This is a genomic window from Vibrio sp. M260112 (assembly GCF_036533775.1).
GTDB lineage: Bacteria > Pseudomonadota > Gammaproteobacteria > Enterobacterales > Vibrionaceae > Vibrio.
Window position 1 is genome coordinate 1 of record NZ_JATABH010000038.1, and the last position, 26,225, is coordinate 26,225.

The 26,225-nt window shown below is 44.6% G+C and carries 31 protein-coding genes and 2 pseudogenes; 9 read left to right on the forward strand and 24 right to left on the reverse strand.

The window, feature by feature from the left end; genetic code table 11:
* Positions 1-168: 168 nt before the first annotated feature.
* Positions 169-1,023 carry a 4-hydroxybenzoate octaprenyltransferase gene (gene ubiA, locus QTN95_RS14895; RefSeq protein ID WP_331418000.1) on the reverse strand — a complete coding sequence of 285 codons (855 nt, stop codon included), beginning with the start codon at positions 1,021-1,023 and terminating at the stop codon, positions 169-171.
* The gene (locus tag QTN95_RS14900) at positions 1,024-1,563 is read right to left on the reverse strand and encodes a chorismate lyase (protein WP_138971307.1); all 540 of its coding nucleotides are present in this window, start codon (positions 1,561-1,563) and stop codon (positions 1,024-1,026) included. It abuts the gene before it with no gap.
* A gap of 165 nt (positions 1,564-1,728) precedes the next feature.
* Between QTN95_RS14900 and QTN95_RS14905 the strand changes: the two genes are divergently transcribed.
* Positions 1,729-2,136, forward strand: coding sequence for a flagellar basal body-associated protein FliL (locus QTN95_RS14905; RefSeq protein ID WP_269378415.1), 408 nt, complete (start codon positions 1,729-1,731; stop codon positions 2,134-2,136).
* A gap of 38 nt (positions 2,137-2,174) precedes the next feature.
* Here QTN95_RS14905 and glpG read toward each other — a convergent pair whose 3' ends face one another.
* The 6 genes from glpG to ftsY form a co-directional block, all read right to left on the reverse strand.
* Positions 2,175-3,011 (reverse strand): rhomboid family intramembrane serine protease GlpG, encoded by an 837-nt coding sequence (gene glpG, locus QTN95_RS14910; RefSeq protein WP_138971305.1) that lies wholly within the window; start codon positions 3,009-3,011, stop codon positions 2,175-2,177.
* A gap of 4 nt (positions 3,012-3,015) precedes the next feature.
* Complete coding sequence (gene glpE / locus QTN95_RS14915) at positions 3,016-3,342, reverse strand: thiosulfate sulfurtransferase GlpE (RefSeq protein WP_138971304.1); 327 nt, start codon at positions 3,340-3,342, stop codon at positions 3,016-3,018.
* Between the two features lie 415 nt (positions 3,343-3,757).
* Positions 3,758-4,615 (reverse strand): RNA polymerase sigma factor RpoH, encoded by an 858-nt coding sequence (rpoH, locus tag QTN95_RS14920; RefSeq protein WP_138971303.1) that lies wholly within the window; start codon positions 4,613-4,615, stop codon positions 3,758-3,760.
* Between the two features lie 182 nt (positions 4,616-4,797).
* Positions 4,798-5,766 (reverse strand): permease-like cell division protein FtsX, encoded by a 969-nt coding sequence (ftsX, locus tag QTN95_RS14925; protein ID WP_331418001.1) that lies wholly within the window; start codon positions 5,764-5,766, stop codon positions 4,798-4,800.
* Positions 5,756-6,430, reverse strand: coding sequence for a cell division ATP-binding protein FtsE (gene ftsE / locus QTN95_RS14930; protein ID WP_138971301.1), 675 nt, complete (start codon positions 6,428-6,430; stop codon positions 5,756-5,758). The genes ftsX and ftsE overlap by 11 nt, the downstream gene beginning before the upstream one ends.
* 48 nt (positions 6,431-6,478) lie before the next feature.
* Complete coding sequence (gene ftsY / locus QTN95_RS14935) at positions 6,479-7,660, reverse strand: signal recognition particle-docking protein FtsY (RefSeq protein WP_331418002.1); 1,182 nt, start codon at positions 7,658-7,660, stop codon at positions 6,479-6,481.
* A gap of 209 nt (positions 7,661-7,869) precedes the next feature.
* Between ftsY and rsmD the strand changes: the two genes are divergently transcribed.
* Both rsmD and QTN95_RS14945 read left to right on the forward strand, forming a co-directional pair.
* On the forward strand, positions 7,870-8,472 hold the full coding sequence (gene rsmD / locus QTN95_RS14940; RefSeq protein WP_331418025.1) for a 16S rRNA (guanine(966)-N(2))-methyltransferase RsmD: 603 nt from the start codon (positions 7,870-7,872) through the stop codon (positions 8,470-8,472).
* A 10-nt stretch (positions 8,473-8,482) separates the two neighbouring features.
* Positions 8,483-8,749 carry a DUF1145 domain-containing protein gene (locus QTN95_RS14945; protein WP_138971299.1) on the forward strand — a complete coding sequence of 89 codons (267 nt, stop codon included), beginning with the start codon at positions 8,483-8,485 and terminating at the stop codon, positions 8,747-8,749.
* 63 nt (positions 8,750-8,812) lie between these two features.
* Here the strand turns inward: QTN95_RS14945 and QTN95_RS14950 are convergent, their stop codons facing one another.
* The 4 genes from QTN95_RS14950 to QTN95_RS14965 form a co-directional block, all read right to left on the reverse strand.
* Positions 8,813-9,397 carry a YhgN family NAAT transporter gene (locus tag QTN95_RS14950; protein ID WP_138971298.1) on the reverse strand — a complete coding sequence of 195 codons (585 nt, stop codon included), beginning with the start codon at positions 9,395-9,397 and terminating at the stop codon, positions 8,813-8,815.
* A gap of 117 nt (positions 9,398-9,514) precedes the next feature.
* A complete protein-coding gene (locus tag QTN95_RS14955) occupies positions 9,515-9,751 on the reverse strand; it encodes a YecH family metal-binding protein (RefSeq protein WP_138971297.1) in 237 nt (78 codons plus the stop codon).
* A gap of 66 nt (positions 9,752-9,817) precedes the next feature.
* A complete protein-coding gene (locus QTN95_RS14960) occupies positions 9,818-10,441 on the reverse strand; it encodes a lysoplasmalogenase (protein ID WP_331418003.1) in 624 nt (207 codons plus the stop codon).
* 937 nt (positions 10,442-11,378) lie between these two features.
* A complete protein-coding gene (locus QTN95_RS14965; RefSeq protein WP_138972189.1) occupies positions 11,379-11,744 on the reverse strand; it encodes a DUF4145 domain-containing protein in 366 nt (121 codons plus the stop codon).
* Between the two features lie 267 nt (positions 11,745-12,011).
* On the opposite strand from QTN95_RS14965, the gene QTN95_RS14970 reads away from it, so the two are divergent.
* The gene (locus QTN95_RS14970) at positions 12,012-12,341 is read left to right on the forward strand and encodes a DUF2500 domain-containing protein (RefSeq protein WP_138972190.1); all 330 of its coding nucleotides are present in this window, start codon (positions 12,012-12,014) and stop codon (positions 12,339-12,341) included.
* On the opposite strand, the gene QTN95_RS14975 is transcribed toward QTN95_RS14970, so the two are convergent.
* The 7 genes from QTN95_RS14975 to rhtB all read right to left on the reverse strand — a co-directional run bounded on the left by QTN95_RS14975 (position 12,338) and on the right by rhtB (position 18,628).
* Entirely contained in the window at positions 12,338-13,351 is a 1,014-nt protein-coding gene (locus QTN95_RS14975; protein WP_331418005.1) for an acyltransferase, read from the reverse strand. The two genes, QTN95_RS14970 and QTN95_RS14975, sit on opposite strands and share 4 nt — an antisense overlap.
* A gap of 97 nt (positions 13,352-13,448) precedes the next feature.
* Positions 13,449-14,669 (reverse strand): organoarsenical effux MFS transporter ArsJ, encoded by a 1,221-nt coding sequence (arsJ, locus tag QTN95_RS14980; RefSeq protein WP_331418006.1) that lies wholly within the window; start codon positions 14,667-14,669, stop codon positions 13,449-13,451.
* A gap of 108 nt (positions 14,670-14,777) precedes the next feature.
* Entirely contained in the window at positions 14,778-15,269 is a 492-nt protein-coding gene (locus tag QTN95_RS14985; RefSeq protein ID WP_331418007.1) for a cyclin-dependent kinase inhibitor 3 family protein, read from the reverse strand.
* Positions 15,270-15,280: 11 nt separating this feature from the next.
* A complete protein-coding gene (locus QTN95_RS14990) occupies positions 15,281-16,282 on the reverse strand; it encodes an ArsJ-associated glyceraldehyde-3-phosphate dehydrogenase (protein ID WP_331418008.1) in 1,002 nt (333 codons plus the stop codon).
* A 25-nt stretch (positions 16,283-16,307) separates the two neighbouring features.
* Complete coding sequence (locus QTN95_RS14995) at positions 16,308-16,649, reverse strand: metalloregulator ArsR/SmtB family transcription factor (protein WP_138972195.1); 342 nt, start codon at positions 16,647-16,649, stop codon at positions 16,308-16,310.
* 105 nt (positions 16,650-16,754) lie between these two features.
* Positions 16,755-17,981, reverse strand: coding sequence for an EAL and HDOD domain-containing protein (locus tag QTN95_RS15000; RefSeq protein WP_331418026.1), 1,227 nt, complete (start codon positions 17,979-17,981; stop codon positions 16,755-16,757).
* A 29-nt stretch (positions 17,982-18,010) separates the two neighbouring features.
* Entirely contained in the window at positions 18,011-18,628 is a 618-nt protein-coding gene (rhtB, locus tag QTN95_RS15005; protein ID WP_331418009.1) for a homoserine/homoserine lactone efflux protein, read from the reverse strand.
* Positions 18,629-18,713: 85 nt separating this feature from the next.
* Between rhtB and QTN95_RS15010 the strand changes: the two genes are divergently transcribed.
* The gene (locus tag QTN95_RS15010; protein ID WP_331418010.1) at positions 18,714-19,700 is read left to right on the forward strand and encodes an alpha/beta fold hydrolase; all 987 of its coding nucleotides are present in this window, start codon (positions 18,714-18,716) and stop codon (positions 19,698-19,700) included.
* 106 nt (positions 19,701-19,806) lie between these two features.
* On the forward strand, positions 19,807-20,634 hold the full coding sequence (locus QTN95_RS15015) for a Cof-type HAD-IIB family hydrolase (protein ID WP_331418011.1): 828 nt from the start codon (positions 19,807-19,809) through the stop codon (positions 20,632-20,634).
* Between the two features lie 47 nt (positions 20,635-20,681).
* Here QTN95_RS15015 and QTN95_RS15020 read toward each other — a convergent pair whose 3' ends face one another.
* Entirely contained in the window at positions 20,682-21,161 is a 480-nt protein-coding gene (locus tag QTN95_RS15020; protein WP_138972199.1) for an EVE domain-containing protein, read from the reverse strand.
* Positions 21,162-21,199: 38 nt separating this feature from the next.
* Here QTN95_RS15020 and QTN95_RS15025 point away from each other — a divergent pair, with 38 nt between their 5' ends.
* Together QTN95_RS15025 and QTN95_RS15030 are read left to right on the forward strand one after the other, a co-directional pair.
* A complete protein-coding gene (locus QTN95_RS15025) occupies positions 21,200-22,726 on the forward strand; it encodes a COG3650 family protein (RefSeq protein ID WP_331418012.1) in 1,527 nt (508 codons plus the stop codon).
* Positions 22,723-23,358 (forward strand): tRNA-uridine aminocarboxypropyltransferase, encoded by a 636-nt coding sequence (locus QTN95_RS15030; protein ID WP_331418013.1) that lies wholly within the window; start codon positions 22,723-22,725, stop codon positions 23,356-23,358. The genes QTN95_RS15025 and QTN95_RS15030 overlap by 4 nt, the downstream gene beginning before the upstream one ends.
* Here QTN95_RS15030 and QTN95_RS15035 read toward each other — a convergent pair.
* A pseudogene (locus QTN95_RS15035) lies at positions 23,342-23,536 on the reverse strand (EAL domain-containing protein); the annotation flags it as partial. The gene QTN95_RS15030 and the pseudogene QTN95_RS15035 overlap by 17 nt on opposite strands.
* Between QTN95_RS15035 and QTN95_RS15040 the strand changes: the two are divergent.
* A pseudogene (locus QTN95_RS15040) lies at positions 23,520-23,755 on the forward strand (transposase); the annotation flags it as partial. The pseudogenes QTN95_RS15035 and QTN95_RS15040 overlap by 17 nt on opposite strands.
* A 133-nt stretch (positions 23,756-23,888) precedes the next feature.
* Here QTN95_RS15040 and yigB read toward each other — a convergent pair.
* Genes yigB through QTN95_RS15055 form a run of 3 tightly spaced genes read right to left on the reverse strand, consistent with a single transcriptional unit; the run spans position 23,889 to position 26,216 of the window.
* A complete protein-coding gene (gene yigB, locus QTN95_RS15045) occupies positions 23,889-24,611 on the reverse strand; it encodes a 5-amino-6-(5-phospho-D-ribitylamino)uracil phosphatase YigB (protein ID WP_331418015.1) in 723 nt (240 codons plus the stop codon).
* A 2-nt stretch (positions 24,612-24,613) separates the two neighbouring features.
* Positions 24,614-25,540 (reverse strand): tyrosine recombinase XerC, encoded by a 927-nt coding sequence (gene xerC / locus QTN95_RS15050; protein ID WP_138972203.1) that lies wholly within the window; start codon positions 25,538-25,540, stop codon positions 24,614-24,616.
* Positions 25,512-26,216 carry a DUF484 family protein gene (locus QTN95_RS15055; RefSeq protein ID WP_269378393.1) on the reverse strand — a complete coding sequence of 235 codons (705 nt, stop codon included), beginning with the start codon at positions 26,214-26,216 and terminating at the stop codon, positions 25,512-25,514. Before QTN95_RS15055 ends, xerC begins: the two co-directional genes overlap by 29 nt.
* Positions 26,217-26,225 lie beyond the last annotated feature (9 nt).

The window sequence follows — 26,225 nt, forward strand, 5'->3', positions numbered from 1 at the left end:
TGAGAGTTGCTCAACAGAGAATTGATGAACTTGGTTAAGTGCTTGTCTTAGAAACATAAAAAAATCCGAGTGTCTGGAATACACTCGGATTTTGACACCTTGAAAGGATCGTTCAACCGATCATTTAAGCCTTAACTGATCGGCATTAATCCTATGGATGCCTTTCTTTTACCAAAATGCGATAAATAACCCTATGGTGATGACCATTCCGACATAGTTGTTATTTAAGAAGGCTCTGAAGCAAAGGTCACGATCACGGTGGCGAATAAGATGCTGCTGGAACACAAACAGTGCCCCTACCACCAGCAGACTCCAGTAGTAGCTGGATCCAAGTTGATACCAAGTGCCAACAAACATCAGCATCACCAAGGTGACAAGCTGAAGGGAACCGATCACCATCTTATCAAATCGTCCAAATAGGATTGCCGTCGACTTGATACCAATCTTAAGGTCATCATCTCTATCAACCATCGCATACTGAGTATCGTAAGCAATCGTCCACAGTGCATTAATGGCGAATATAAACCAAACCATCACTGGCATTTCATTCGCTTGTGCGGCCCATGCCATCGGAATCGACCAACTAAACGCTAGCCCAAGAAAGAGCTGCGGCAGGTGAGTAAAACGCTTCATGAACGGATAGATGAAGGCAAGAACAATACCGACAAAAGAGAGCTGAATTGTCAGCGTATTCATACTCAACACTAAAGCAAATGAACTGACGGCCAAGAGAGCAAAGAGAGCCAAAGCTTCCTTTGAAGTCACTCGACCAGAAGGCAAAGGTCTCTGTTTGGTACGCTTAACATGGCCATCAACCTTACGATCAGCAAAGTCATTAATCACACAACCCGCCGCACGCATAAAAATAACACCCAAAACAAAAACCAGTAGAACCTTTAAACTTGGCATCCCTTGAGCAGAAATAATCAATGCCCAAAGTGTTGGCCACAATAGCAACAAGGTTCCAATCGGCTTATCCATGCGCATAAGTTGCCAATAAGCCAGCGCTTTATCCGCCGTCATTCAAACACTCTCCCCTGAGTAGATGGGCGCTGTAGGCAAAAATAGTTCTGCAACTAACAATGGTTTGTGATTCATCCACAACCGTGAGCGTCGAGCGAGTAAGGGTTGTTCATCAACTTCAACGACCCCAACCTGCAAGGCGTCCCGTTTGACATTGCTGGCACTAAATACCGTTAGTCCAAGGGGGATTTCTCCTTGCTGAGCCAAGTCATACTCTTGCTCCAACATTGACGAATGAGGGATTAACGTTCTCCCAATAACCCAAGCGCAGCCATCGCCTTTGAGAACAACCTTGCGCAACAAGCACTCTTCTTGAGCGAGAAGCGCAATTTCTTGTGAGTTCAGTTTTTCCGCTTTGACAATCTTGTTGTGCAGTAAGTCGACAGTTAAAGATTGGCAATAAGACTCTAATAAACGTGACAGTGAGCCCTGTTCTAGCAACCACTTTTTTGCACTTTGTGTAGGGAAGCTAAAATACTCTGGATCCTGCCATTCAACTTGGCGTAACGCAGATAAATAAAGCGCAGTCGATTGATTCATACTAGTATTCAATAAGTAGCCTTATCAGCGTACAATAAAGCTTCGATCTCTGATGTTAACCACTACAACGAGTGCTTAACGCATTTTCATTACAAATAGATGCTCTATTGTAACAAGACTCTGGCGATTCGAGTATCGTGATTGGAAGAAAGAAAAGTTATAAATATGATTAAACGTTACCTAGCCCAAATTTTTGTCGCTTGGAGTCTGTTGATCAGTCTCCCTGCGATAGCGGAAGAAGAAGGCGTCCCCAAACTGGCTTATTTCACCCTAGAACCTGATTTAACCACCAATTTTTTCACTAAAGGTAAAAAGTTGGGTTATATACAGGTTCGAATCGACATCATGGTTGCCAGTCAAGCGGATCTTGCCGTGATTGAATTACATCAACCCTTAATTCGCGATGCTGTAATTGAGCTATTAGGGAAGCAGTCTGAAGAGACCATTACGTCATTAGCAGGACGTGAAGATTTACGTAAAACCTTGGTCGAACAACTCAACGCGACTCTACTGCCAGAAACAGGCAAAACAATCATCGCCGATCTGCTCTTCACAAAATACCTCTACCAGTAAATCGTCTAAGGATGAACGGCGTGCATACGCCGTTTTCTTTATCTGCGTGAATTAGCCCGCCCAGCATCCACCGCTCCCATCAGCACACCAGATAGTAGGCCTACAAGATGAGCCGTATTGGCTATCGCCATAAAAGGCTGAACAAACCCAAGAACTAACCAAACAAGCATAAATCCGATGACGGGCTTTGGCATCCCCAGACCCAATTGCGGGGCTTTATAACCCACTACCCATAGATATCCCACCAACGCATACACTACGCCAGATAAACCACCGAAATTCGCACCTTCAACCCAGAATTGGCCAATGCCTGATAGTGCCGCGGATAGCAAAAACAGTTGCAGCACCTTGCCAGAGCCCAGCTTTTGTTCAATATCGCCACCTAGTTGCCACCACCACAACAAATTAAACGCAATGTGCATAACGGAGAAATGGAGCAGCGCATGACTAAACCACCGCCAGATTTGCCACTCTTGACCTGAAAATGCAGGGAAATGAAGCGCAGCAAAAACGGCATTACCGGCTCCAAACTGTTGTAGAACAAAAATCGCAATACATGACGCCATAACCAAGAGCGTTAGCGGACCTGCTTTGGCCTTGACCATCGCCAACATACTTGGTGATTGGTACTTAAAATGGTTTTGACGAGTCTCAGCCATATCCCAAGAAGCCGCTTGGTACTTACTCGCGTTAGGATTATCAAGAAATTGCTGGAGTTCAGCTTCCGCTTCGACTTGATGCTGACTATCGGTTAGCCATAATGCAAACTGCCCCTCTCCCTCGGGCATCATTTTGATATCAATTTGGCGAGACGCCATGTAATCAATAAATGCCTGTGCCATTCTCGGATGGTTGAGAGAGATCAGTTTATGCATAACGCTATCCTAAATTTGATTCAGTGGGCAGTTGAGCTCGCTGCCAGGCTTCGAAGCCACCATCTACACTATACACCTGCTCAAAGCCTTGGTTAACTAAATACTGTGCCGCACCTTGGCTACTGATGCCGTGGTAACACATCACCAAAACTGGCTGCTCAAATTCAACGCTATTCATAAACGCTACCATAGTGTCGTTGGTTAAATGGAAGGCATCTTGAGCATGTGCGACGGCAAAAGATTGCGGGTCACGAATATCGACCATACGAGCTTCACCTTGTTCCATAAGGCTTTGTGCGCTATTGACATCGATATGTTTGTACTGGTCCATAAACTTTCTCTTTTCATCATTATTATCAAGCATCATTGTAACCTATCCAGTGCTCAACAAGTACACGGGAGAAGTAAGGTTATCCACCCGTGATCATAAATTCACCAACTGTGGATAAATCTGTGGATTGCGTTGATAAAGTGTTTTATTGAAAATGGATCCACAATATGTAGTGATGATCCTTATTTGATTGTGAGTAAAGAAAAAATTATCCCCACCGTCAATCATGCTCAAATGACTTGATTCACCCTGCTTTCTGACAGATAGCAAAGAAATTTACCACAGACTTACCCACAGGCTACTGAAGCCACAACGATCATCTTGGCAGTGGATTATTTTAGAAAGCGATCACAAATAAAAAAGCCGAGATCATAAGACCTCGGCTTTACCAATCTATCAGCTGTCGTGCTAGTAATTAAAATTCGCCAACTGCAGCTTTCAGTTTTTTCATCGCATTCTTCTCTAGCTGACGAATACGCTCTGCAGATACGCTGTAAGTTTCCGCGAGTTCTTGCAGAGTAGACTTATTATCATCAAGCCAACGTGAACGAACAATGTGCTGACTACGTTCATCCAGAGATTTAAGTGCTAAGCTCAAGCGATTGTTGGTATGCGCTTCCCAGTTAGCCGCTTCAATGTTGTCTGCAACATCAGACGCTTTATCTTCAAGATACACCATTGGAGCTGTGTATGAGTTACTTGAGTCATCTTCATCCATTGGCATCTCAAATGCCGCATCTTGCGCAGCTAGACGAGATTCCATTTCACGAACTTCTGAAGGCTCGACACCGAGTTCTCTTGCTACAGTCTCTACTTCACCGTTATTAAACCAACCTAAACGCTTTTTAGACTTACGTAGGTTGAAGAACAGTTTACGCTGAGCTTTGGTTGTAGCGATTTTAACAATTCGCCAGTTACGCAGAACGTATTCATGGATTTCAGCTTTGATCCAATGAACGGCAAAGGATACAAGGCGAACGCCGACTTCAGGGTTAAAACGTTTAACCGCTTTCATCAAACCGATATTGCCTTCTTGAACAAGGTCAGCCATTGGTAGGCCATAACCAGAATAACCACGAGCGACGTGCACGACAAAGCGAAGGTGCGAAAGGATCAAACCTTTTGCCGCCTCAATTTCACCGTCATAATGCAGTCTCTCAGCCAGTTCACGTTCCTCATCAGCCGTCAGCATTGGGTAGCTGTTTACTGAACGGATGTAGCTATCTAAGCTATCTTGCGTAACTACTGCCATTGGATATGCTTGGTTAGTCATTCATTTCCTCATCAATCTCTGATCTGGAGTATTTTTTAACCCATCAATCTTGAACCTAAAATGAACAGGTTTCAAGCTGCGAAAGTAATTATGCATAAACAAAATGTCTATACAAGGGAAAAAGTACACGGTAGCGTCTACTTTTTCAATAGTATGACCTCCACAAAGTCAATCAGTTCAAATTAAACTGGCTCGATCTCTTTTAAGTGGCGCTGCGCAGATACCTTAGCGGCTAGGCAACCTAAGAAGGTTCCAAGCATTACTAGCAGTAGCGACTCATCCCAGCTAAGGCCAACTAATCTGAAGTGACTATCATACAGAAGGGCCAATTTCTCCACACTGCTATTGAGCAAAACTGTGATTATCGCAGTCAAAATCCACGCGCTAACCGCACCGAGTAAACCAAACCACATGCCAGAGTAGAGATAAGGGCGTAAAATGTAGCTGTTCGTTGCACCAATCAGCTTCATTGTCTGGATCTCTTCTTTATTCGCTAACACATTAAAACGTAGAGTGTTGCCGACAATTAAGAATACAGAGGCAAGCATCAGCAGAGATAGGGTAATGACAATTCCGCTGACAAGGTTCTTAATCGCATCTAAGCGAGCGAGCCAATCCTCATCCAAACGAACATCAGTAATGCCCTCTTCATCGCTAATACGCTGAACAAGTTGCTTAATCATTTGATTGTCATCTTCACTTGGCGTGATGACCAACACACCAGGTAGTGCATAATCATCAAGCAAGCTCAAGGCATGTTCAAAGCCTGAATACTGACTTAAATCATCCAATCCCTGCTGAGGTGAGATGTAGTTCACTTCAGCCACATCCTCCATGCTTTCGATCTGGTCTTTTAGCACCATGATCCTAGCTTCAGGGGTGTTCTCTTTTATGTAAGCACTTACTTGCGATGGGCTGGTAACATTACTTGATGCCGCAGAGATATTCTTACCCAGTAAGTAAAGAGCCGATGGCATGGCCAATGCCATAGAGATAACTGCCAAGGTTAAGATGTTGCCCATTGGTCTTAACCAAAACTCACCTAACGAAGCTTTTGCTTGCTTGAAATGGACAGCAAAAAAGTTGTCTTTCTTAACGCGATTGTTTGTTCGTGATGCTTTAGCGCTTTTATTGCGAGCATTAATGGCCATAGTCTTCTACCTCACTGAGAAAACCTTGGTTTAATTCAAGATGACGGTATTGTGGGCGAGTATTTACTAACCCAATATCGTGTGTAGCCAGTAGGATCGTCACTCCGGCACGGTTAAACTCTTCAAACAGTTTCAACACTCGATTAGACAACTCAGGGTCGAGATTACCCGTTGGTTCATCTGCAAGTAACAGAGTAGGACGATTGACCACCGCACGTGCTATACCGACTCGCTGTTGTTCACCACCGGACAGTTGGCTCGGTAAGCACTTGGCTTTATCTAACAGACCCGTCTTATCCAAGGCTGCGGAGACACGACGTTTGATCTCATTTTCAGAGATGGATTCAATTCGCATCGGCAGCGCGACATTGTCGTAGACGGTTCGGTCCATCAACAAGCGATGATCCTGAAACACAATACCAATGTTGCGACGCAAAAATGGGATGTCTTTATTAGGGATTCGAGTAATGTCATGGTCATTGAAACTGATTTTTCCATCAGTTGGTCGCTCAATGGCACAAATCAATTTAAGCAGAGTACTTTTACCGGCTCCTGAATGACCACCAAGAAAGGCCATCTCACCTCTACGAAGATGAAAATCGACCTTCTGTAACGCCTGTCGACCGCCACGGTAAGCCTTACTCACTTGCTGAAATTTTATCACCCGAAATCCCTCTTAACTGAGTTTCTTCAATTGGTCTTTGTGTTTACTCTAGTCTTCACGACTGAATAGAGCGTCAATAAACTCTTGAGTTTCAAATGGACGTAGATCGTCGATACCTTCACCGACCCCAATGTAACGAATTGGAATCTGGAACTGGTCAGCCAGTGCGAAGATCACACCACCTTTTGCGGTACCATCCAACTTAGTCAAGGTGATACCTGTAAGCGGTGCAACATCACTAAACAACTTAGCTTGGCTAATCGCGTTTTGACCAGTACCAGCATCTAAGGTCAACATGATTTCATGAGGAGCTGAGCCATCAATCTTTTGCATTACACGGACGATCTTACGCAGCTCTTCCATCAAGTTAGATTTATTCTGTAAGCGACCTGCTGTGTCAGCAATCACCACATCTACACCTTTCGCTTTAGCGGACTCTATCGCGTCGTAGATCACTGAAGCACTATCTGCGCCAGTGTGCTGTGCGACTACGGGTACATTGTTTCGCTCACCCCAAACTTGAAGTTGTTCTACTGCCGCAGCACGGAACGTATCCCCTGCCGCAAGCATCACTTTTTTACCTTCAGCTTGGAACTGTTTAGCCAGTTTACCGATCGTGGTTGTTTTACCTACACCATTCACGCCAACCATTAAGATCACGTAAGGCGCTTTAGAACTGTCTACTTCTAGCGGTTTCTCGACGTTCGACAAGATCTCTGCCATTTCTTCTTTTAGAAGTCCATAGAGTGCTTCACCGTCTTTTAGTTCCTGACGTGATGCTTTTTCTGTTAGGTTTTCAATGATTTTTAATGTGGTATCCATGCCCACATCTGCAATAAGAAGCTGTTCTTCCAGCTCTTCAAACAGCTCATCATCAATCTGCTTACCTTTGAACAAACCAAAGAAGCCAGCACCAATGTTGGCTTTGGTGCGTGCAAGACTGCGTTTCAAACGAGCAAAGAAACTTTCCGTCGGTTTTTCCTGTTCCACGACACGAGGCTCAACCGCTTGTGGCGTTTCAAGCTCTTCAACAGGTTCAACTATTGCTTCTGCTTCTGCTTCTGCTTCTGCTAGTTCAGTCTTTTTGTCTTCAATTGGTTCGTCAACAACGGCTTGCTGCTCATCTTGTTGTTCGTCAGTCGTTGTTTGTTCTTCTACGGGTTGTTTTGCTTGTTCTTCATCACCAAAGCCAAGCCAAGAGAGTAATCCGCGCTTCTTTTTTTCCGTCATCTGGGGCTATCCTAGATCGTCTTAATTAACTCAGACTTTTTTCTGCGGGCATTATCCACACTGAAAAAAGCAAAATGACAACAAAGTGAAAAGTTTTCACTGCCAGAGTGTTGGTATACACTTTGTCATCAACAAATTTGGGCTGTATGTTAGCGCTCAACAGCAGAGCGACTGGCTATAGTATCACTTTATTAGCGGTCAAAAAATCTATGGTAAGACGTCGCCAGCAAAACACATCACAAAAAAAGCCTTCAACCGGCTTTGTTCGTATTATTAGCGGCTTATGGAGAGGAAGAAAACTGCCTGTTCATGATGCCGAAGGACTAAGACCAACAACAGATCGCGTCAAAGAAACACTGTTTAACTGGATCGCTCAAGATGTTCCCCGCGCTAAATGCCTCGATCTGTTCGCCGGCTCTGGTGGACTCGGTTTTGAAGCCGCTTCACGCCAAGCAGAGATGGTGACACTTATCGAGTTAAATCCTAACGCATTCAAACAAATTGAGAAAAACATTGCTTCATTAAATGCCAGCAATCTGACAGCTCATAATACTGATGCAATTAGCTTTCTTAAACAGCCGGGCACACCTCATCATGTCGTATTTATTGATCCGCCATTTCGCAAAGGCTTACTGGATGAAACCGTTGCCCTACTTGAAAGTCATGGCTGGTTAACGGATGACGCTATGATTTATGTCGAGACTGAAAAAGAATTGAGCCTTGACTCCATCCCTGCTCACTGGCACTTACACCGTGAGAAAACAGCTGGTCAGGTCAACTATCGACTATTCGAAAGACAAGCAGATCAATAAGGAAATTTTGATGAAAGCACTGATTCTTCTGGCCAAAGCCGCAATAGGCTTTGTCTGGTTTATTCTAATCGTGAACTTCTTTATGCCGTTTCCTGGCAAAGCAGCCATCGCGCTCTACATCATGACAGCATTCCTGTTCATTATGCATGGTTTGCAAATGGCGATTTTCATTGGCGCATTTGGCGACAAAATTAAAATGAGCAGTTGGGAAAAATGGTCAATACTGATCTTTGGTATCTTCGCCCTACTTGATATTCGTCGTAAGCACATGACCTAACCATTCCTGAAACAAAAAATGCCGCTCCAAATAGAGCGGCATTTTTATTTTTACGTTTCAACGCTAAGCAAGATAACTCTTCACACCATCTAAGAACATCTGGGTAGAGATCATGATCAGTAGCAAGCCCATTAAACGCTCTATCGCTTTTAGGCCACGTTCTCCCAATATACGGTGGAAGAAACTGTAGAACATTAGAATAAAGAAGGTCACGCTCCACGCGAGTAACACAGCAGCAGAAAGCTCAAGTAAATTGTTCGGGTACTGGCTTGAAAGCAGCAACAGAGCGGCAATAACTGATGGCCCTGCAATCATCGGGATAGCCATCGGCACGATAAAGGGCTCCTCACCCGCGGCTAGGCCAGTAATACTACCTGCACTAGGAAATATCATCTTAATTGCAATAATAAATAGGATGATGCCACCTGAAATGCTTAACGTTTCAGGTTGAACGTGCAAGAAGTTAAGAATCGTCTTACCTGCAAACAAGAACAGCATCAGAATCGCAAGCGCAAAAATCAACTCGCGAATAAGTACTTTACGTCTGCGCTTGGGATCGAGATGTTTTAGGATCGATAGGACAATAGGAAGATTGCCAAGCGGGTCCATGATTAGAAACAGCATGGTCGCGGCGGAAAGAATGTCCATAAGAGGTCTCCAAAACGTTATATATCAAGCACTAAAAATTCGGCGAAGTATAACAAGCTCACCAGACGATTTGGAGACATTGACAGAAATTATCTTAACGGTGGTATCGAGTCATAATTAATGACTGCACACTCTCTCTGCATTCACCATCCAGATACCATCTTGTACGATCACTTTCTCACGATCGATAAAAAACTCGAGTAGTGTTTCCAGCGTAAATCCATTGCACTTACATGTACGAAAACGTGCTTGCTCACCAAATGCTTCGCTTATCGCCTGCTCTAAGTCTGATTTAGACATAGGCTGCTCTCGCAATAAGTTTAGAACGTTATGGGCATGAATTTCGGTTGTCATGGAACTTCCTCACTAAAGGTAATAGACCCATCAAGAATACATGCTTCATCGATATTTTCTTTGATTTTAAATAATCAGAGAAGCCGTGATAAGTGAGTGAGCAAGGAGATAGCTACCAGAGACAAGGTAACGTCCCCGATACATTGAGGGACGGTAATCACTGATTGCGAGTAGCACTGCCGATAATGTTAACGTCACTGTTCCAACGAAACCTAAACCATTGGCAATGCCGCCATTAAGCAACCACACTTCACCGGCAGCCCAATTGAGCTGTAACAGTGCGATTCCCATCATAACTACAGGGAAAATGAGTCGATCTATTTTGGGCAGTAGAAGAAAGAAGCTCACGATTGCAACGCCTAATAGCATTGCAGGCAACCACCACACGATATCACCTGACAACTTCACCCAAAAAGAGGCGCCATAGCAGAGCTGGGCGGTGACAAAGCCGACAAAACACAACTTTAGGTGACGCTTTACAAGATAGAGCCAATCCGCCGCCATAGAAACGAGCAAACCAAGTGATACCCACCACGCATCGATGCCAACCAGAGCATTTTGACTCCAGAGCATGACCAACAACATAAGCAACGACATTGTTTTAAACATCGCTGCTTGTCTTACGTGATTACTTTCACTCGCAGAAATACTGATATATCCCGAAAGAGCAACAGATAGCCAGCTCCACATTCGAACACCTCAAGAAAATTTGAGGTGCTAGTGTAGGCAGAGTCGTCAAGATGTCTACCGTAGAAGGGCAAAATTTGGATCTCGATAATACTTCTCGCCGTCAACCAAGCCGACTTCTGTGAATCACCATCAGTATTGCTTTTTGCTCACAATGTTCTCAATGGATGAGAATTTCAGTATATCTTTATCTAGCACGCTTCAGATCGACCAATCGCAGTAAAAAATAAGAACCGAACGTAGCACATTTTTCACCCTAAAATTAAATCATTAAAAATTAATAACTTAACACAAACCCCAGAAAACCCCCTCATTCAAAACATGAAGTTTTCTCATATAAACCAACCCAATCGCCCAGTATAATTTTTAGACTGGGCGCCAAAACAGAGTCAGATAGAAACTTAAAATGAACTTTTGACCATCCCTAACAATGACATGACGAACCAACCAAAAGTATAGGAAAAGTCATCTCACCCAATGAGAAAAAACAACACCAACCATTATAAATCAACAACTTAAAAAACAAAAACAAAGCAATTAGCTGGCATCTTGAGCGGTTACAAAACTATCAAAAAACAAATTAACCTTCGAAATTCATCGAAAACAACGATAGAAAAGTATCTTTTTTAAGGACTAGCGATCAAATCACTTGATCTATCCACCAAAACACTGCTATTGTTAGTCACACATTGTTAAACATCAATTTAAAGGAGCAGTGGCATGATTTCTTCTTCACAAAAACAAGGACTTGTAATGATCGCAGTAGTCGTAGGCCTAATGACACTGCCGATGATGTACTAAGAAATTATTAAAAACAAAAAGGGACGCATTAGCGTCCCTTTTTGTTTTTATTGGGTTTTAAATCATCACTTTGATTCAAAAACACTCTGTATGTCTAAGTTTAACACTTAAAAAATAAAGGTCGTTTTTAGCAATTACTCTACAAATGTTTCGACAACACGTCCCAATGAGCATAATAGAACAATAATGCCGCAAGAGTGATTAAAGTCATCAAGGTTATAGCTGCTCTCCAGATGAAACGGCTACTCCTAGGTGTCAGCTCTTTTTCACATTCATCACAAGCGGCTAGAAACTCTTTGCGACTATCTAGTTTGTAATCTTCTTCATGCACGATTTTATTGCGAATCGTTGCGATATATCTCAGCTTACCTATTACATCGTGAGGAAGTCTTTCTTCACAACTGGTAATAAGCTGATGCAGTCCCTTACCGTCTGCATGATATTGCGTCCGAAGAAGCTTCTCGATCTTGCGTGTTCGAGTGACCACTTTTTCAATATCAGACATAGTTTCCCTCCATCGCTACTAAGTTTAGGGGGTAATTGTTACTTGTTCTATCTACTGTCCCATTTTTTCTACAAGTTGCAAGTTAATTTATGTAAATGAATCAATAGCTAATCAACTAAATTACTTCCCTTCCCCCTGTGGTGGCATGTGATATGACTCGAAAAAAGCATTCCATCTTGCTGTTTTGTTTTTACAGCAAGAGCCGTGCCCAGACTATCTAGTGAAATCACGTTAAAATGGCTGCGTTTAGTAAAAGGGACGAAAACTATGCCTCTCACTCTTTCTATTGCTATCGCCCTTTTTGCGCTTATAAGTGGATGGGCATTTGTCCATTTCTACCGTAAGCACATTCAGGGTGAAAATGCCCCACAACAAACAGTCGAAGTGACCATCCTCGATAAACAGGCAATTACCGTTGATGATCCGAAGCCTGGCCAAGATGACCAAGAATATTGGATCTATGTTCAAAAAGGAAAAATTGGTCCTAAACGTGAATTTCAGGTTGGTATCCACTATTTCCATGCCTTAAATCCGGGCGATCAAGGTACGCTCACTTATCAAGGTGCCAAGTTTCTCCACTTTGCGTTAAAGCGTTAAGGCAACAGCCAACGTGTATAAGCCGATCTCGCCAGTAGCCAGCTCATTGCAAGCGAGCCACAACCACTAATGATTATCCATACAGGGATAACCCAAGCGGGATGTCCCTGATGCCAAGCGAACTCTTTCATCGGCCATAAAACGATTGGATGCAAAATATAGATGCCCAAGCTATGACTGCTAATGAACCCAATCACTCGATTGGCTTGGGATGATAAGCCTTCACCAAAATAACGGCACAACATAAACACCATGCTCGCCGCAATGACAACGTTAAGCGTTTTATAGGATAGCCAACGTCCTACCGTATATTCTTCGGCCGCTACACTATTGGTGATGACCATAAAGCCTGTAACAAATAGGGCAATGGCTCCAAGCACAGTGAAAATCATCACGTATTCTTTGCTTAGTGGCACGCGTTGGTAGAGCAAGTATCCAAGAGGAAGATATCCGCTATAGAGCCACATTTGGTTGCTCCACACACCATCGATCCCCGTAAGGTAGAGCAACGTAGTACCCAACCAGATAGCGACGTAGGCATAGAGTGAGCTCTCGCCATATTGTCTAATGACAAACTGAAAAAACGGAATTACAAAATAGAGCGGGATAAAGTAGTAAAAAAATCCCAGATGGTAATAAGTAGCGTGTGTCAGGCTGTTTTCAAGTAGAGACTGAGTTTGCTGACTGTCAAATCCGTTCAGGCTCCAACCTGCTAGAAATGCATAAAACAATGACCAGACAATAAAAGGCAATAGCACTTTGCCTAATCGACGTTTCACATAGTACTTAAAGTCAAATGACCGCTTATCACTCAGCATCAAAGCGCCTGTGATAAGAATAAAAACGGGCACCGCCCAACGCGTTACGCTATTGACTCCAACCGCCGTCGCCCATTGGTTAAATGGGATGAGACCCAGTTCGTATCGATAAGGGGCAAGGACATGAATTGCGATTACCGCTACCGCTGCTACGCATCGTAGCAAGTCAAAAAAATGGACTCTTTCTCTCATACCTAACCCTTTGCAATCTAACTTACTGAATATAGCAATAAAAAAGCTGACCAAAGTACAACCTTGGTCAGCTTTCAGTCATGATTAGTTGATAATGTTAAGCTGATGCAACTTGTTCGATTTTCGGTAATTTCAAAGAAATCATCGTTGTTAACGCTAGGAATGCAAATGACACCCACAAACACGCCGAAAGACCCGCCATCTGAAATACCCAACCAGAAAGGATCGTTCCAATAAGACGCCCCATGGCGTTAGCCATATAGTAAAAACCAACATCCAAGGAAACTCCATCCCCTTTGGCGTAGCTAACAATCAAATAAGAGTGCAATGATGAGTTCACCGCAAAGATGGCACCAAAGAGCAGCAAGCCACCGACAATCACCACTTCAGGTTGCCAACCAATCTGAACAGCGTAGGCGATACAACCGGTAACGACAGCCAAACCACCAGCCCACAGCATAGCAGCATGCCCGTCAGGAACTTTGCCCTCGGCCTTGCCCGTAATCTTTGGCGCTATCCCCTGTACGATCCCATAAGCGATGGTCCACGCAGCCAAGAACCCGCCAACCCACAAATGATCCCAGCCAAACACACTACCAAGATAAATCGGTAACGCGATAACAAACCATACATCTCGAGCACCAAACAGGAACATACGCGCCGCGGAAAGAATATTGATAGGCTCTGACTTGGAAAAAATCTGCTTAAACTTCGGCTTAGTTTTCGCTTTACCCAAATCACTTTCTAACCCAACAAGACTGCCGATAAACACCAAGCTCAGTACACCAGCCATAAGCAGCACTGCATATTTAAAACCCACTAACGACAGCAACAATCCACCGATAAAGAATCCAGCACCTTTCAATGCGTTTTTTGAACCGGTGAGAATCGCTATCCATTTATAGAGAGAACCTTGCTGTTCATCAGGCACCAACGTTTTTATGGAACTTTTGGCGCTCATTTTGTTGAAATCTTTTGCGATACCCGATAGTGCTTGAGCCATCATCACCCAGGGGATCGTCAGCCAACTGGTCGGTACCGCAAGCATGGCTAAAGCGAAAATCTGCATGCCCAAACCAATGTTCATCGTCTTATTTAAGCCAAGACGCGCCCCCAGCCATCCGCCAATAAGGTTAGTAACAACGCCAAAAAACTCGTAAAACAGAAATAGCGACGCAATTTCTAGAGTGCTGTAGCCAAGACTGTGGAAATAGAGCACGACCAGCATTCTGAGTGCACCATCAGTAATGGTGAAGTTCCAGTAGTTAAACGTCACCAGCATATATTGGCGCACGTTTTTACTCAGATTTGCGAACATAGACAACCTAACCTTGTTTACTTGCTATCTAATCACACAAAAGAGTGCTAGCGAAAATAGAGCAATAAGAGCTTTTAGACACCAATAGACCAAAAGCTCTTTTCGTCGCTATTTTTCAGCTACCGCTTTGATGTAATCGACCTGAACAGACTTAGTAAAAGCACCAGGGCGTAGTGCCTGTATCGCTTCTACAATCTCTTCCAGTTGCCATCCTTTTTCTAACAAGAGATGGGCGGCAAATAGTCCAGTGCGTCCAGAGCCTCCCATACAGTGCATGGCAACTTTGCCTCCGTTGTCGACAATCTGGTGTAACTTAGGACTCGCTTGCTGCCATTTGTTAATAAAATCACCGGCCGGAGCGCAGTCATCCTCAATCTCTATCTGGAACCACTGCATCCCCATTTGCTGTGTTATTTCACCGAGTGCGGAGACATCTTTGCTTGCAAGTTCTGCGTTATCCAGTGCAGTCACAATCGCCTGCACACCTTGCTCTTTCAGTTGAGCCAGTGACTCGGCTAGATCTACGCCTTTTGTTCCAGGACATGGGGTAAGAATCAAAGCACCAGCTTCTAAATCAAGCTGCCAAGATGGGTGTGTCATTGTCTCTCTCCTTACGCCAGACCGACTTTACGAACCAGTTCCGCAGTGCGCGTCGCGTAGCCCATCTCATTGTCGTACCAAGCGTAAATTTTCACCATGCGGGTACCCACAACCATGGTTGACTGAGCATCAACGATGGTTGAGCGTTGATCACCTTTATAGTCAATCGACACCAGAGGTCGCTCTTCAAAGCCCAGAATACCCTTCAGCTCCCCTTGAGAAGCTTCTTTTAGCAAGGCATTCACCTCTTGCGCTGTGGTATCGCGTTTGACATCAAAAATGATGTCCGTTAGTGATGCGTTGGCCAACGGAACACGGACTGCATGACCGTTAATTTTGCCTTTCAACTCAGGGAAAATCTCAACGATCGCCGTCGCACTGCCCGTCGTAGTTGGGATTAAGCTCATGCCACATGCGCGGGCACGACGTAGATCCTTGTGGGGTGCATCGAGAATTGTTTGAGTATTCGTCAAATCATGGATGGTCGTAAATGAAGATTGCTCAATGCCTAACTTCTCATGGATCACTTTAACGACTGGCGCGATACAGTTGGTAGTACACGAAGCGGCGGTAACAATACGGTGGATCGCAGGGTCGAAGATTTCATCATTGACTCCCACTACGATATTCGCAATTCCAGGCTCTTTAACCGGTGCAGAAACAACAACGCGTTTCACACCTTGCTCTAGGTATTTGTTTAAGAAAGCGGTTTTGCGATGGACACCCGTCGCTTCAATAACCACATCACAGCCAGACCAATCAACGGCATCAATATCTCGCTCCTGAGTCGTTACTACAGTGCGACCATCAATCACCATCGCATTGCCGTCTACTGCAACCTCGTGATGCCAACGTCCTTGCACTGAATCAAACTCTAGAAGGTGAGCCAGTGTGGCGGTGTCACCGGCAACATCGTTGATTAGAACAAACTCCAGTTCGGGCCAATCAAACGCAGCACGCAGGGCTAAACGTCCAATACGACCGAAACCATTGATACCTACTTTAATCGTCATAACTTTGTCTCTTTATCTTCAAAAACTATGGGCAGCAGACTGGACGAGACTGGATTGCATGAAGTCTCTCTATATCTTGCTGGTATTCTTTTTTCAGGCAGTTGGAAGCCACCAAATCATCGATCAATTTGTTCATCCACCCTGGCAAGTCTTTCGCCAAACGGTAAAACACCCACTGACCTTGTCGAACATCGACCAAAATTCCGTTCGAGCGCAGTTGAGCAAGATGACGTGATACTTTCGGTTGGCTCTCTTTCAGTGCTTCTGTCAACTCTCCAACACACAGACACTCTTCTCGCATGATTAACATCAAGCAACGAACACGGGTCTCATCAGAAAGCAATTTGAAAAATTGGTGGGGTAGCATAAAACATACTCATATATGGATATGCGAATATGTTTATTTAATTAGATGAATTGATCAACACCTGAACGGCATTTGTCATAAAAAATTCATGATTGGGCAGTGGGGTTAAACGACCTTAATAAGGTCTTGGCTCCAACGTTGGGCCTGATTGATTCTTGGCATCACTTCATGAATCGAGAGGTTGAGTTGCTGACACGCTGACTCCATACCTGTCCAGTCGGCACTCTCGTAGCACTCTTCCAATTGCAATAAAGTGCCATATGGACCCTTTCTTTCAAGCAAAACGACTTTAATGGCTTTACATAAGGGCAGTTGATTAACCAACTCTTCGAGTGGCATATCCAGCAACGCATCAAGCATTGAAAATAAACCAATAATGAAAGCCTGCTCGCGCAGTTGCTCAAACGGGTTGTCATCCGACATTAGTTGAAAGAACTGAGCGCGCTGAAGGCACAAGGTGTAAATCTCTTTTGGCTTATAAGCCGAAACAAATGAAGCGACCACCAGTGACACAAATATCTTCAGCTTGTCTTGACCGAGATAAACCAGCGCCTGACGAAATGATGAGATAGGTACTTCAATCCGATTCGACATGGTATTAACGAAGCGCAACAGTTTAAATGACAGAGCCACATCTCGAGTGACACTCCTTTCTATCTGCTCAAAGTCCACTTGTGGCTGACATACAGCGCGGAACAAGTCCATCGCAATCACCTGCTCAGGGCTAAGATACCGCTGTCGAATAACAACAGGCTTACTAAAAAAGTAGCCTTGAAAAAACGAAAAACCAGCAGACCGAGTCGCAAGAAACTCTTCTTCTGTCTCGACTCGCTCTGCTAAGAACTTCCGTTTGACGCCCATGGCTAATCGCTCTTTGATCAACGCACAAGACTCTTCCAGTCCCGTTGCCATGATGTCGATCTTAACAATGTGCACCAATGGAAGAAAACGCTCCCATTCAGGCTTGTAAACAAAGTCATCTAACGCAATCAGATAACCATTGGCATGGATCTCTTTGATGGCTAAGAACAGTTCATCGTTGGGAATACAGGTTTCAAGAATCTCAACCACAATCTGCTCTTTTGGCAAAGAAAGCGGAAGTAATCGCACCAGACTTTCGTGTGGGAAATTAATGAAGCAGCGAGAAGCCGCAATACAAGGGTTGGTCCCAATCGATAGGAAGTTTTCGACAATCAGCCGATAGATGGCGCGGTTGGACTCGATATGACTTGGGTATGCATTGCTTTCGCCATCACGAAACAACAACTCATACCCTAAGGTTTGTCGCTTAGCATTTAAGATAGGTTGACGTGCTACATACGTATCACGTATTCGCTTTTGCATATCAGTCAGTAGCTCAGTTATGCTTTTGCAACTGCCAATAGCGCACCACACCCCATAAACATAGAACCAAACACTTTGTTTATCTTAGACATAATACGATCAGAACGAATGAAACGGCCCATCTGCGAAGCCAAGCTGGTGTAGCCCAACATAACGACTGAATCTATAGTTACGGTCGTAATACCTAGCACCAACAATTGAGTCAATTGGTCTCTTGCTGGGTCAATAAACTGTGGAAACAGGGCCACAAGAAAGACAATAGACTTAGGATTAGTAAGGTTAATCAACACCGCTTTGCGCATTAGGTTGGTACGAGACATATATTGAGTCGCCTCATTCGCCGCTAAGCTTGAGCGATCACGCCATTTTTGGATACCAAGCCAAATCAGATACGCCGCTCCTACCCACTTAATTACGCTAAATGCCAAAGCAGACTGTGCAACCAAAGCGCCAATACCAGCACCAACAAGAGCAATATGAATAGCAAGACCAATTTGCAGACCGGCGATAGCAGAAAGAGAATGGCGTGTGCCGTAGCTCAGTCCATTACTTATGGAATTTACGGTACCAGAACCTGGCGCAAGGCTAAAAACAATTGCCGTAACCACATAAGCAAGCCAAACATGCATATCCATAGTATTTCCTCTCGACTAAACGTAGCTAGCCACACATAATCTAACTCTGCCGCAAAAATCAATCATATTCAGGTCATTAGCGTTAATGAATGATTCAAGCTCCAACATAACTCCTTCTTATACTCAAGAGTCAGATTTTGAGCAAGCAATCAGTAGCGATATTGCCAACTTTTGGCAATCTAGGCAGCAGGGCTACCTAAAATCGTTCGATCGGACCTCATTATACTGGATAAAGTTCTGTTCACCTCAGCACACTAAAGCGATTGTCGTGGTCAATGGACGAATCGAGTGCACCACGAAATATCAAGAACTGTTCTACGACCTATTTCAGCAGGGTTACGATATCTATTCCTATGATCACAGAGGGCAAGGGCTATCTGAACGTCTGATTAAAGATACACAGATGGGATATGTCGGAGAGTTTGAAGATTACGTTCAAGACCTAGACGTCTTACTCGAGCACTTCAGCTTAGAGCACTATGACAAGCGCTATTTACTTGGTCACTCTATGGGGGGAAACATCGTTACTCGTTATCTCCAAACACGCGATTCTCAATTTGATGCGGCATCACTTAGTGCGCCAATGTATGGCGTGAATCTGCCGTGGCACCTTAAACCCATTGCAACTCTGCTTGGCCAACTACTGACGGCAGTTTACTCCAAACCAACTTTTGCTCCCAGCCAAGTGGCTTACTATCCCAAACCTTTTGCGGGTAACCTACTTAGCCAAAGTTCGATTCGCTACCACTGGTTCCGTAACCTCTATGAGCAACACGCTGAACTAAAAGTAGGCGGAGCAAGCACGCGTTGGGTATGGCAAGGCTTAGTCGCCTGTAAACAGTGCTATTTAATGACACGTCACATTAAGACGCCACTTCTCGTGATGCAGGCAGGAGACGATCAGATCGTCTCCAATCAGGCACAAGATCAATTTATGCGTAAGCTGGCTAAAACACATCAAGATTGTGTATTGGAAGTCATCGACGGCGCAAAACACGAGCTATTGTTTGAGAAAGACGAATACCGTAATCAAGCCCTCGATCTCACCCTGAACTTCTTTGAAAAGCACTAAAATAGGAAATGATTGAGGGTGAAGTTTACCCTCTTTTTCCTCTTTCTCTTGGAGTACACTATTCGCTCTAACCAATGGCGAATCAACGCTGCACAACGAGGGTGATATGACCAACTCACGCCAAGATACTCCTTTTCACATTGTCGCCTCCGATCTCGATGGTACTTTGCTTGCTCCAAACCACCAGCTAAGCGAGTTTTCCAAACAGACACTGAAAGCCCTGCACGAAAAAGGTTTCACCTTTATCTTTGCTACAGGTCGTCACCACGTCGACGTAGCTGGTATTCGAGAAATCGCCGGGATTCCAGCCTACATGATCACTTCTAACGGTGCCCGAGTGCATGACCAGAATGACCAACTCATGTACAGCAAGAATGTTCCTGCTGATTTGGTTCAAGCGGTGATCGATGTGATCAGAGAAGATCGCAATATCTTTATCCACATGTACCAAAATGAAGACTGGCTGCTGGATAGAGACGATGAGATGCTCGCAAAATTTCATAGTGAATCCGGCTTTAGCTACAAGCGATTCGAAGCACAAGCTGCGCCATGCGATGGCATAGCAAAAATATTTTTCACTCATCCAGAGCACGATCATGACCATCTCGTTATCTTCGAGAAAAAGCTGCGAGAAACGTTTGGCGACCAGCTAAATATCGCGTTTTCCACACCTTGGTGCCTAGAGGTTATGGCAGCTGAAGTGTCCAAAGGTCATGCGCTAGAAGCGGTTGCTAAGTCCTTGAACCTCACACTAGAAAACTGCATTGCCTTTGGCGATGGTATGAACGATGCTGAAATGCTTGAAATGGCTGGAAAAGGCTTGGTGATGGAAACAGCGCACCACAAGGTGAAAGAAGCGCTGCCTAATAACGAAGTCATTGGTAGCAATGCCGATGATGCGGTCGCTCATTACCTCCAAGACCATCTGTTTTAATGACTTAATTCACGACCATCAGGCTGCTTATTGCAGCCTGATTTACTTCACGAGAATTGTCTTTGGCTGGGGAGTTTCTCTTTGTCGAGAATCGCACTCCACTCCTGCTCTGAAACAGGCATTATTGATAAACGATTGCCCTTTTTCACTAACGGCATATTTTCCAACTCGGGCATGGCTTTCATTACTGAAAGTGGGATTAAGCGCTCTGTCTTACGAACAAACTCGATATCCACCATCACCCAGCGTGGGCTATCTGGCGTTGATTTTGGATCGTAGTAGTCGCTTTCAGGATCAAACGAGAAATGATCTGGATAAGCTTCCCTCACGACTTTAGCTATGCCTGCCACACCTACTTTTTTGCATGATGAGTGATAAATCAGAACCAAGTCGCCCATTTTAATCTGATCACGCATCATATTCCGAGCTTGATAATTCCTTACGCCTTCCCAGCAAGAAACCTTTTGTGTTCGAAGAGTGTCAATAGAAAAGGTGTCTGGTTCTGTTTTGAACAGCCAATATGCCATAATAGACTCCGCCAATTTCTGAATAGGGAAGATATAGCATGAAGGCGCTCCGAAACCCAGCGGCTGTAATGACTTTACTTACGTTGTCAGCATGTTCGACATTTGATTCTCAACAAGTAACTTCAACGCCAACAACGCCTAAAGCGAGTTTAGATAACCCAGCGAGTATTCAAGCACAAACGTTTGTAATGCGCGGTGAAGTGATACTTGGTCATGAGGTTCGCTCCATCACACCTTGCGGTAGTCAACAGCAGTATTGGCTCGACCTACCCAATGACAGATTTCAACAGGCTCTTAAACTCGTCCCAAGCCCATATTCACCTCTGTACGCAGAAGTGGTCGGTCACCTTGCAACTGGTCAAGCGGATGGTTTTGTTGCCGACTACACGGCGCGCTTCATTGTTGATTCAATCAATATCCTTAGTGCGGAAAACCCAAAACGCTGTGATCAGCCAGTTAAACCTACTTCTGCATTTGGTAACGAACCATACTGGTCTGTTGCCTTTTCAGACAAGTTCCTCACATTTCAAAAACTGGGCGAAGAGAAACAACAACTCGCACTGAAATCGAGTCGAATTGAAACCGATCGCCGACGATATCAGTTCGATGCTGGATCGCTAGAACTCAATAAACGCAGTTGTGTCGATGGTATGAGTGACTCTCTCTACGGATGGAGTGCGACATTGCAACTGGGTGACTCTACCTACAATGGCTGTGCAATGCTATCGAACAAAGATGCTACCCACAATTGGACGGGGGTTTATCAGGCCACATCCACACAAGCTAGCAACTTTAGTGTCAGCTTAAATATCGCTTCTGACCATACGGCCACAACCACTTACAGCTATAATGACGGCGAATCAGACTCTGTAGAACGAGGCTACTGGCAACAACTAAACCCAAATCAGGTTCAGGTTGTCATGACTCACCATCAGCAACAACCTCTGCTTTCTGAACGTATCTTTAGCCGAGAAGGGAACCAGATAACGGCTGACAAAGAAAAAGTGGGCAATATGGTCTACCCTATTGCTGACGGTGGACTGACTTTATTCAAGTCCAAGCAGAGCGCCTCGACAACGTATGGAACGACTAGTCCACTCGCTATCCCTGCAACCGCTGAATTTAATCCCAAAGTTGACAAAGCACTACGAGATTATTTCAGCGCTAACGGTATAGATCCTACCGGGACTCGCTACCGCTGGCTCAGCTACGACCTCAATGGCGATGGCCATAAAGAACTATTGGCACAACTCGACTGGTGTGGCTCTGGTGGCTGTACACTCCTGATTTTCGACAATCAGCAACAGGATTGGCGCTTTAATAGCAAAATCACCTTGGTCAGAACGCCAATTAACGTTGGAGTCAATAAACAAAGCGGCTGGCAAGATCTGGTTCTATTTGTTAGCGGTGGTGGCGCGATACCTAACCAGCACGTTCTAAAATATAATGGTGTTAAGTATCCGCTAAACCCAAGTACCGCCCCAGTGGCAGGTTACGATGAAATCAGTCCAATCCAACTGTTCTCTGATGGACTAACCCCTCATCAACAAGGCATTACTCTTTGAATACTGTAATAACCTCTGAGGGCACTCGTTGCCCTCACTGTCTGCTGCAACATCAGTGTGTGTGTGAATGGTTGCCAAAGACACAAGCCCCTATTCATATCGCACTATTAATGCACGAGAACGAGTTGGATCGCGAGACTAATACCGGTAAATGGTTACTCCAAAGTTTGGCAACCAGTAGCTCTCATGTATGGCAGCGCACGGAGCCTTGCACAAACTTAATGGCATTGATGGCTAGCCAACAGTATGACCCGTATTTGCTCTTCCCAAGCGATAAGAGCATCGATATATCAGAGATTAAACGTCAGCAAAGACAGGCAACAACAAATAGCACGCCCCTGTTCATTATTCTCGATGGCACATGGCAAGAGGCGAAAAAGATGCTGCGTAAAAGCCCTTGGTTGCAAGCGTTGCCACAAGTACACCTTGAACCAACCCGAGTCTCCACCTATCAGTTGCGACGTAATCAACAACAAGGCCATCTGTGCACATTAGAAGTGTGTTGCGAGATACTTGATGCCGTTGGTGAACCAAACTCATCAGAACAGCTATTGGTTTTTTTTGAACACTACATGCAGGTGTTTAAAGCCGACAAAAGTGGTCACGTTTTCAACGCTAAAACAGACGTTTAGGCTCTGCTAGATAGAAGCCTTGCAGGTAATCAACGCCGATGCTTTCCGCAATGCTACAAATCTCACCATTGTGGACAAACTCCGCGACCGTTTTGGCATTGAGAACCTGACACAGTTTAACTAACTGGGCAGTAATACGGCGCTGTTTTTCGTCTTTGTCGATACTTCTTATCAAGCTGCATTACCTACCCCTTACAGCCCAAATCTCAACCCAATTGAGCGGCTTTGGAAGGTAATGAACGAGCAGTCGAGGAATAACGTTTACTTCAAAAATAAACGAGACTTCAAGGAAGCCATCGACCAATTTTTTACTGTGACTCTTCCAGAGATCGCAGGTTCACTGACGTCTCGAATCAATGATAATTTTCAGGTACTCAAGCCTGCATTTTCAAGTTGATTGGGTATATCAGTCACCAGCGTGGAATAAGTGCGCATTCAAATAGCCTAAGACGTGTTTCATTTATTTACTAGTGGCTATACCGTAATGCATATGCATCCATATGAAAAGAGTTGATTTCGAGAGTTGTTAGTTACTTCCCTATCAATAACAATAAGTCAGACAATCGGTTTACTTCAACATCCGGGATAACTTTCACCTTATCATGTTGATACAAATCGATATTTTGATCGTTGAACCAGCAAGCCTTCATTCCACTGCGCTTGGCGCCAAGGACATCTGAGACCAAGTGGTCACCAACGTGCAAAATATCCTCAGCGGGTATCGCCAAAAATTGTTGCGCCTTATCGAAGAGATCTCGATGGGGTTTTGCATAACCATCTGGGCCAGCTTTCAGCACCAAAGAGAAGTAGTCAGCTAAACCAATTTTTTCCACATCAACATTACCATTAGTGATCGCTACCAAGGGTATCTGATTAGCCAGCTCGGCCAATACCTTGTGAGATTCTAACGGTACTGTGAAATCGCTCCGAAGCTCTAAGACACGCGCAATCGCCTCTTCAGCCGCCGACTGTGCTTGCTGCGGCTGATAACCAAGCAAAATCAGTCCCTGCTCAATTTGTTTATAACGCCATAGCGTCACATCGTTAGGTAACCAGCTATCTTGTTTTGCCAAGGTTCGTTTTAAATCATACCACCAGCTTAGCGGCTGAGTCGCAGAGATAGGGTGTTGGTGGTGCAACCATTCAACCATCTGGCGTTCAACCTGACGAATGATTGGACGATTATCATAAAGCGTGTCATCAAGGTCGAAAGTCATTGCTTTGACTGCTTGCCATTGGCGGAAAAATTGCACAATTAACTCCCTTTCTTTTTCGCTCTTGGGTGTGCCTGATCGTAAACGTCAGCCAAATGTTGAAAATCTAAATGGGTATAGATCTGAGTGGTTGAAATATTTTCATGCCCTAACAGCTCCTGAACCGCTCGTAGATTATTACTCGACTCCAACATATGTGTGGCAAATGAATGTCGCAGCTTATGGGGGCTAATGTGGCTCGCGACAGACTGTTTATGGCCCCACTCCGCCATACGTTTTTGAACATTCCGGTGCGATATCCTAACGCCAAGCTTTGAGACGAACAAAGCTGGCTCATCACTCTTCGCTAAGCTAGAGCGAACTTTCAGCCATTTGGTTACCCATTCCGCCGCCATTCCAGAGAAAGGGACTTTGCGTTCTTTATCGCCTTTACCGATAACACGCAGTTCACCGGAAGAAAGGCTCACATCCTTAAGGTTTACATTGACCATTTCAGCCAAACGAAGCCCTGCACCATACATCAGCTCCATCATTGCGCGATCTCTAATCGCTAATGGATCATCTTCATTCACCTCAAGCAATTGACCTACTTCATCAACATCGAGATTTTTAGGCAAAGGACGTTTTTTACGTGGCGCAGAAACCCCTTTGGCTGGATTTGCAGTCAATTCGCCGCGCAAAATCAGAAAGTCAAAAAAGCTACGTAACGAAGAGAGACGAGTAGCAATACTGCTGGCCTTCATCCCATCACGCATTCCCTTGCTGGCAATTTGGCGCACCCATCCAGCGTCCACTTGTTGCCAACTTTTCAGACCAAGATGAACAAGGTGACTTGCGATGGTTTCAAGCTGTTGTTTGTAATTGCGCTGGGTATGCAAGCTCAGCCCCTTTTCGCTTCTTAAATATTCATAGAAGCGTTCCAGAGGCTGTCTTAGTCCGCTAGGAAGAGGAGTTACTGATTCGCTCATGCTCTTCACATTGCCAAGGCAGGCTTTCAATCAAATGAGATAACACCAGCGCCAAGTGACGCAGGAACAAGGTGTCCATATGGGGCTGGAAATGGCCACCATCACCGCTTGAGAACATCAGTACTCCTTGAAGTGCTTTCTTATACAAGGGTAGCACGACATACGAACCCATTTCTGGCGCTCGAGAGTTTTCACCTAGCAATAATTCGCGATCTACTTTGCGCATACGCCCCAAGTAAGCACTCTTACCGTTTAAATGATTGGTCGCAAAACGCTGATAGTTTTCTTTATTCAATGAGTAGTAGCCCGATTCGCTATCAAGTAAGCGCACATAAGCCACTAATCCTAGTGATTTGGCCATATTTTCAATGGCTTTTACTACCGAAAACAGGGTGTCACATTTGAGGATCTGCTCTTGCAGCTCCATAAACTCATGAAATGTTCTGTCATTACTTTTAGCCAGAGACATCAATGAGGTGATCTCTTCTTCTAACTCTTCGATTCGCTGACGCTGCCGGTTCATTTGCACATGAACCAGAGAAACAGCACCTTGCTCCTGACTTGGCAGTGCCAGTCGGTCCACTAAATCACGTCGATGAGTAAAAAAGTCTGGATTGTCACTTAGGTACTCGGCTACCACTTCAGCCGTCAGTGCATCCGCTTCAATTTGAGACACGTTGAATCC

Excerpts from the sequence above, each read along its gene's own strand:
- QTN95_RS15025 (WP_331418012.1), top strand. The coding sequence starts at position 21,200 with ATGAAGGCGCTCCGAAACCCAGCGGCTGTAATGACTTTACTTACGTTG.
- arsJ (WP_331418006.1), bottom strand. The coding sequence starts at position 14,669 with ATGTTCGCAAATCTGAGTAAAAACGTGCGCCAATATATGCTGGTGACG.
- QTN95_RS15010 (WP_331418010.1), top strand. The coding sequence starts at position 18,714 with ATGAATGATTCAAGCTCCAACATAACTCCTTCTTATACTCAAGAGTCA.
- QTN95_RS14955 (WP_138971297.1), bottom strand. The coding sequence starts at position 9,751 with ATGACAACCGAAATTCATGCCCATAACGTTCTAAACTTATTGCGAGAG.
- glpG (WP_138971305.1), bottom strand. The coding sequence starts at position 3,011 with ATGCATAAACTGATCTCTCTCAACCATCCGAGAATGGCACAGGCATTT.
- rhtB (WP_331418009.1), bottom strand. The coding sequence starts at position 18,628 with ATGGATATGCATGTTTGGCTTGCTTATGTGGTTACGGCAATTGTTTTT.
- QTN95_RS14960 (WP_331418003.1), bottom strand. The coding sequence starts at position 10,441 with ATGTGGAGCTGGCTATCTGTTGCTCTTTCGGGATATATCAGTATTTCT.
- QTN95_RS14950 (WP_138971298.1), bottom strand. The coding sequence starts at position 9,397 with ATGGACATTCTTTCCGCCGCGACCATGCTGTTTCTAATCATGGACCCG.
- ubiA (WP_331418000.1), bottom strand. The coding sequence starts at position 1,023 with ATGACGGCGGATAAAGCGCTGGCTTATTGGCAACTTATGCGCATGGAT.
- QTN95_RS14945 (WP_138971299.1), top strand. The coding sequence starts at position 8,483 with ATGAAAGCACTGATTCTTCTGGCCAAAGCCGCAATAGGCTTTGTCTGG.
- ftsX (WP_331418001.1), bottom strand. The coding sequence starts at position 5,766 with ATGGCCATTAATGCTCGCAATAAAAGCGCTAAAGCATCACGAACAAAC.
- QTN95_RS14995 (WP_138972195.1), bottom strand. The coding sequence starts at position 16,649 with ATGCTACCCCACCAATTTTTCAAATTGCTTTCTGATGAGACCCGTGTT.
- QTN95_RS14975 (WP_331418005.1), bottom strand. The coding sequence starts at position 13,351 with ATGAGAGAAAGAGTCCATTTTTTTGACTTGCTACGATGCGTAGCAGCG.
- QTN95_RS14905 (WP_269378415.1), top strand. The coding sequence starts at position 1,729 with ATGATTAAACGTTACCTAGCCCAAATTTTTGTCGCTTGGAGTCTGTTG.
- QTN95_RS14970 (WP_138972190.1), top strand. The coding sequence starts at position 12,012 with ATGCCTCTCACTCTTTCTATTGCTATCGCCCTTTTTGCGCTTATAAGT.
- QTN95_RS14900 (WP_138971307.1), bottom strand. The coding sequence starts at position 1,563 with ATGAATCAATCGACTGCGCTTTATTTATCTGCGTTACGCCAAGTTGAA.
- ftsY (WP_331418002.1), bottom strand. The coding sequence starts at position 7,660 with ATGACGGAAAAAAAGAAGCGCGGATTACTCTCTTGGCTTGGCTTTGGT.
- QTN95_RS14990 (WP_331418008.1), bottom strand. The coding sequence starts at position 16,282 with ATGACGATTAAAGTAGGTATCAATGGTTTCGGTCGTATTGGACGTTTA.
- QTN95_RS14985 (WP_331418007.1), bottom strand. The coding sequence starts at position 15,269 with ATGACACACCCATCTTGGCAGCTTGATTTAGAAGCTGGTGCTTTGATT.
- QTN95_RS14965 (WP_138972189.1), bottom strand. The coding sequence starts at position 11,744 with ATGTCTGATATTGAAAAAGTGGTCACTCGAACACGCAAGATCGAGAAG.
- rsmD (WP_331418025.1), top strand. The coding sequence starts at position 7,870 with ATGGTAAGACGTCGCCAGCAAAACACATCACAAAAAAAGCCTTCAACC.
- rpoH (WP_138971303.1), bottom strand. The coding sequence starts at position 4,615 with ATGACTAACCAAGCATATCCAATGGCAGTAGTTACGCAAGATAGCTTA.
- xerC (WP_138972203.1), bottom strand. The coding sequence starts at position 25,540 with ATGAGCGAATCAGTAACTCCTCTTCCTAGCGGACTAAGACAGCCTCTG.
- QTN95_RS15020 (WP_138972199.1), bottom strand. The coding sequence starts at position 21,161 with ATGGCATATTGGCTGTTCAAAACAGAACCAGACACCTTTTCTATTGAC.
- QTN95_RS15015 (WP_331418011.1), top strand. The coding sequence starts at position 19,807 with ATGACCAACTCACGCCAAGATACTCCTTTTCACATTGTCGCCTCCGAT.
- glpE (WP_138971304.1), bottom strand. The coding sequence starts at position 3,342 with ATGGACCAGTACAAACATATCGATGTCAATAGCGCACAAAGCCTTATG.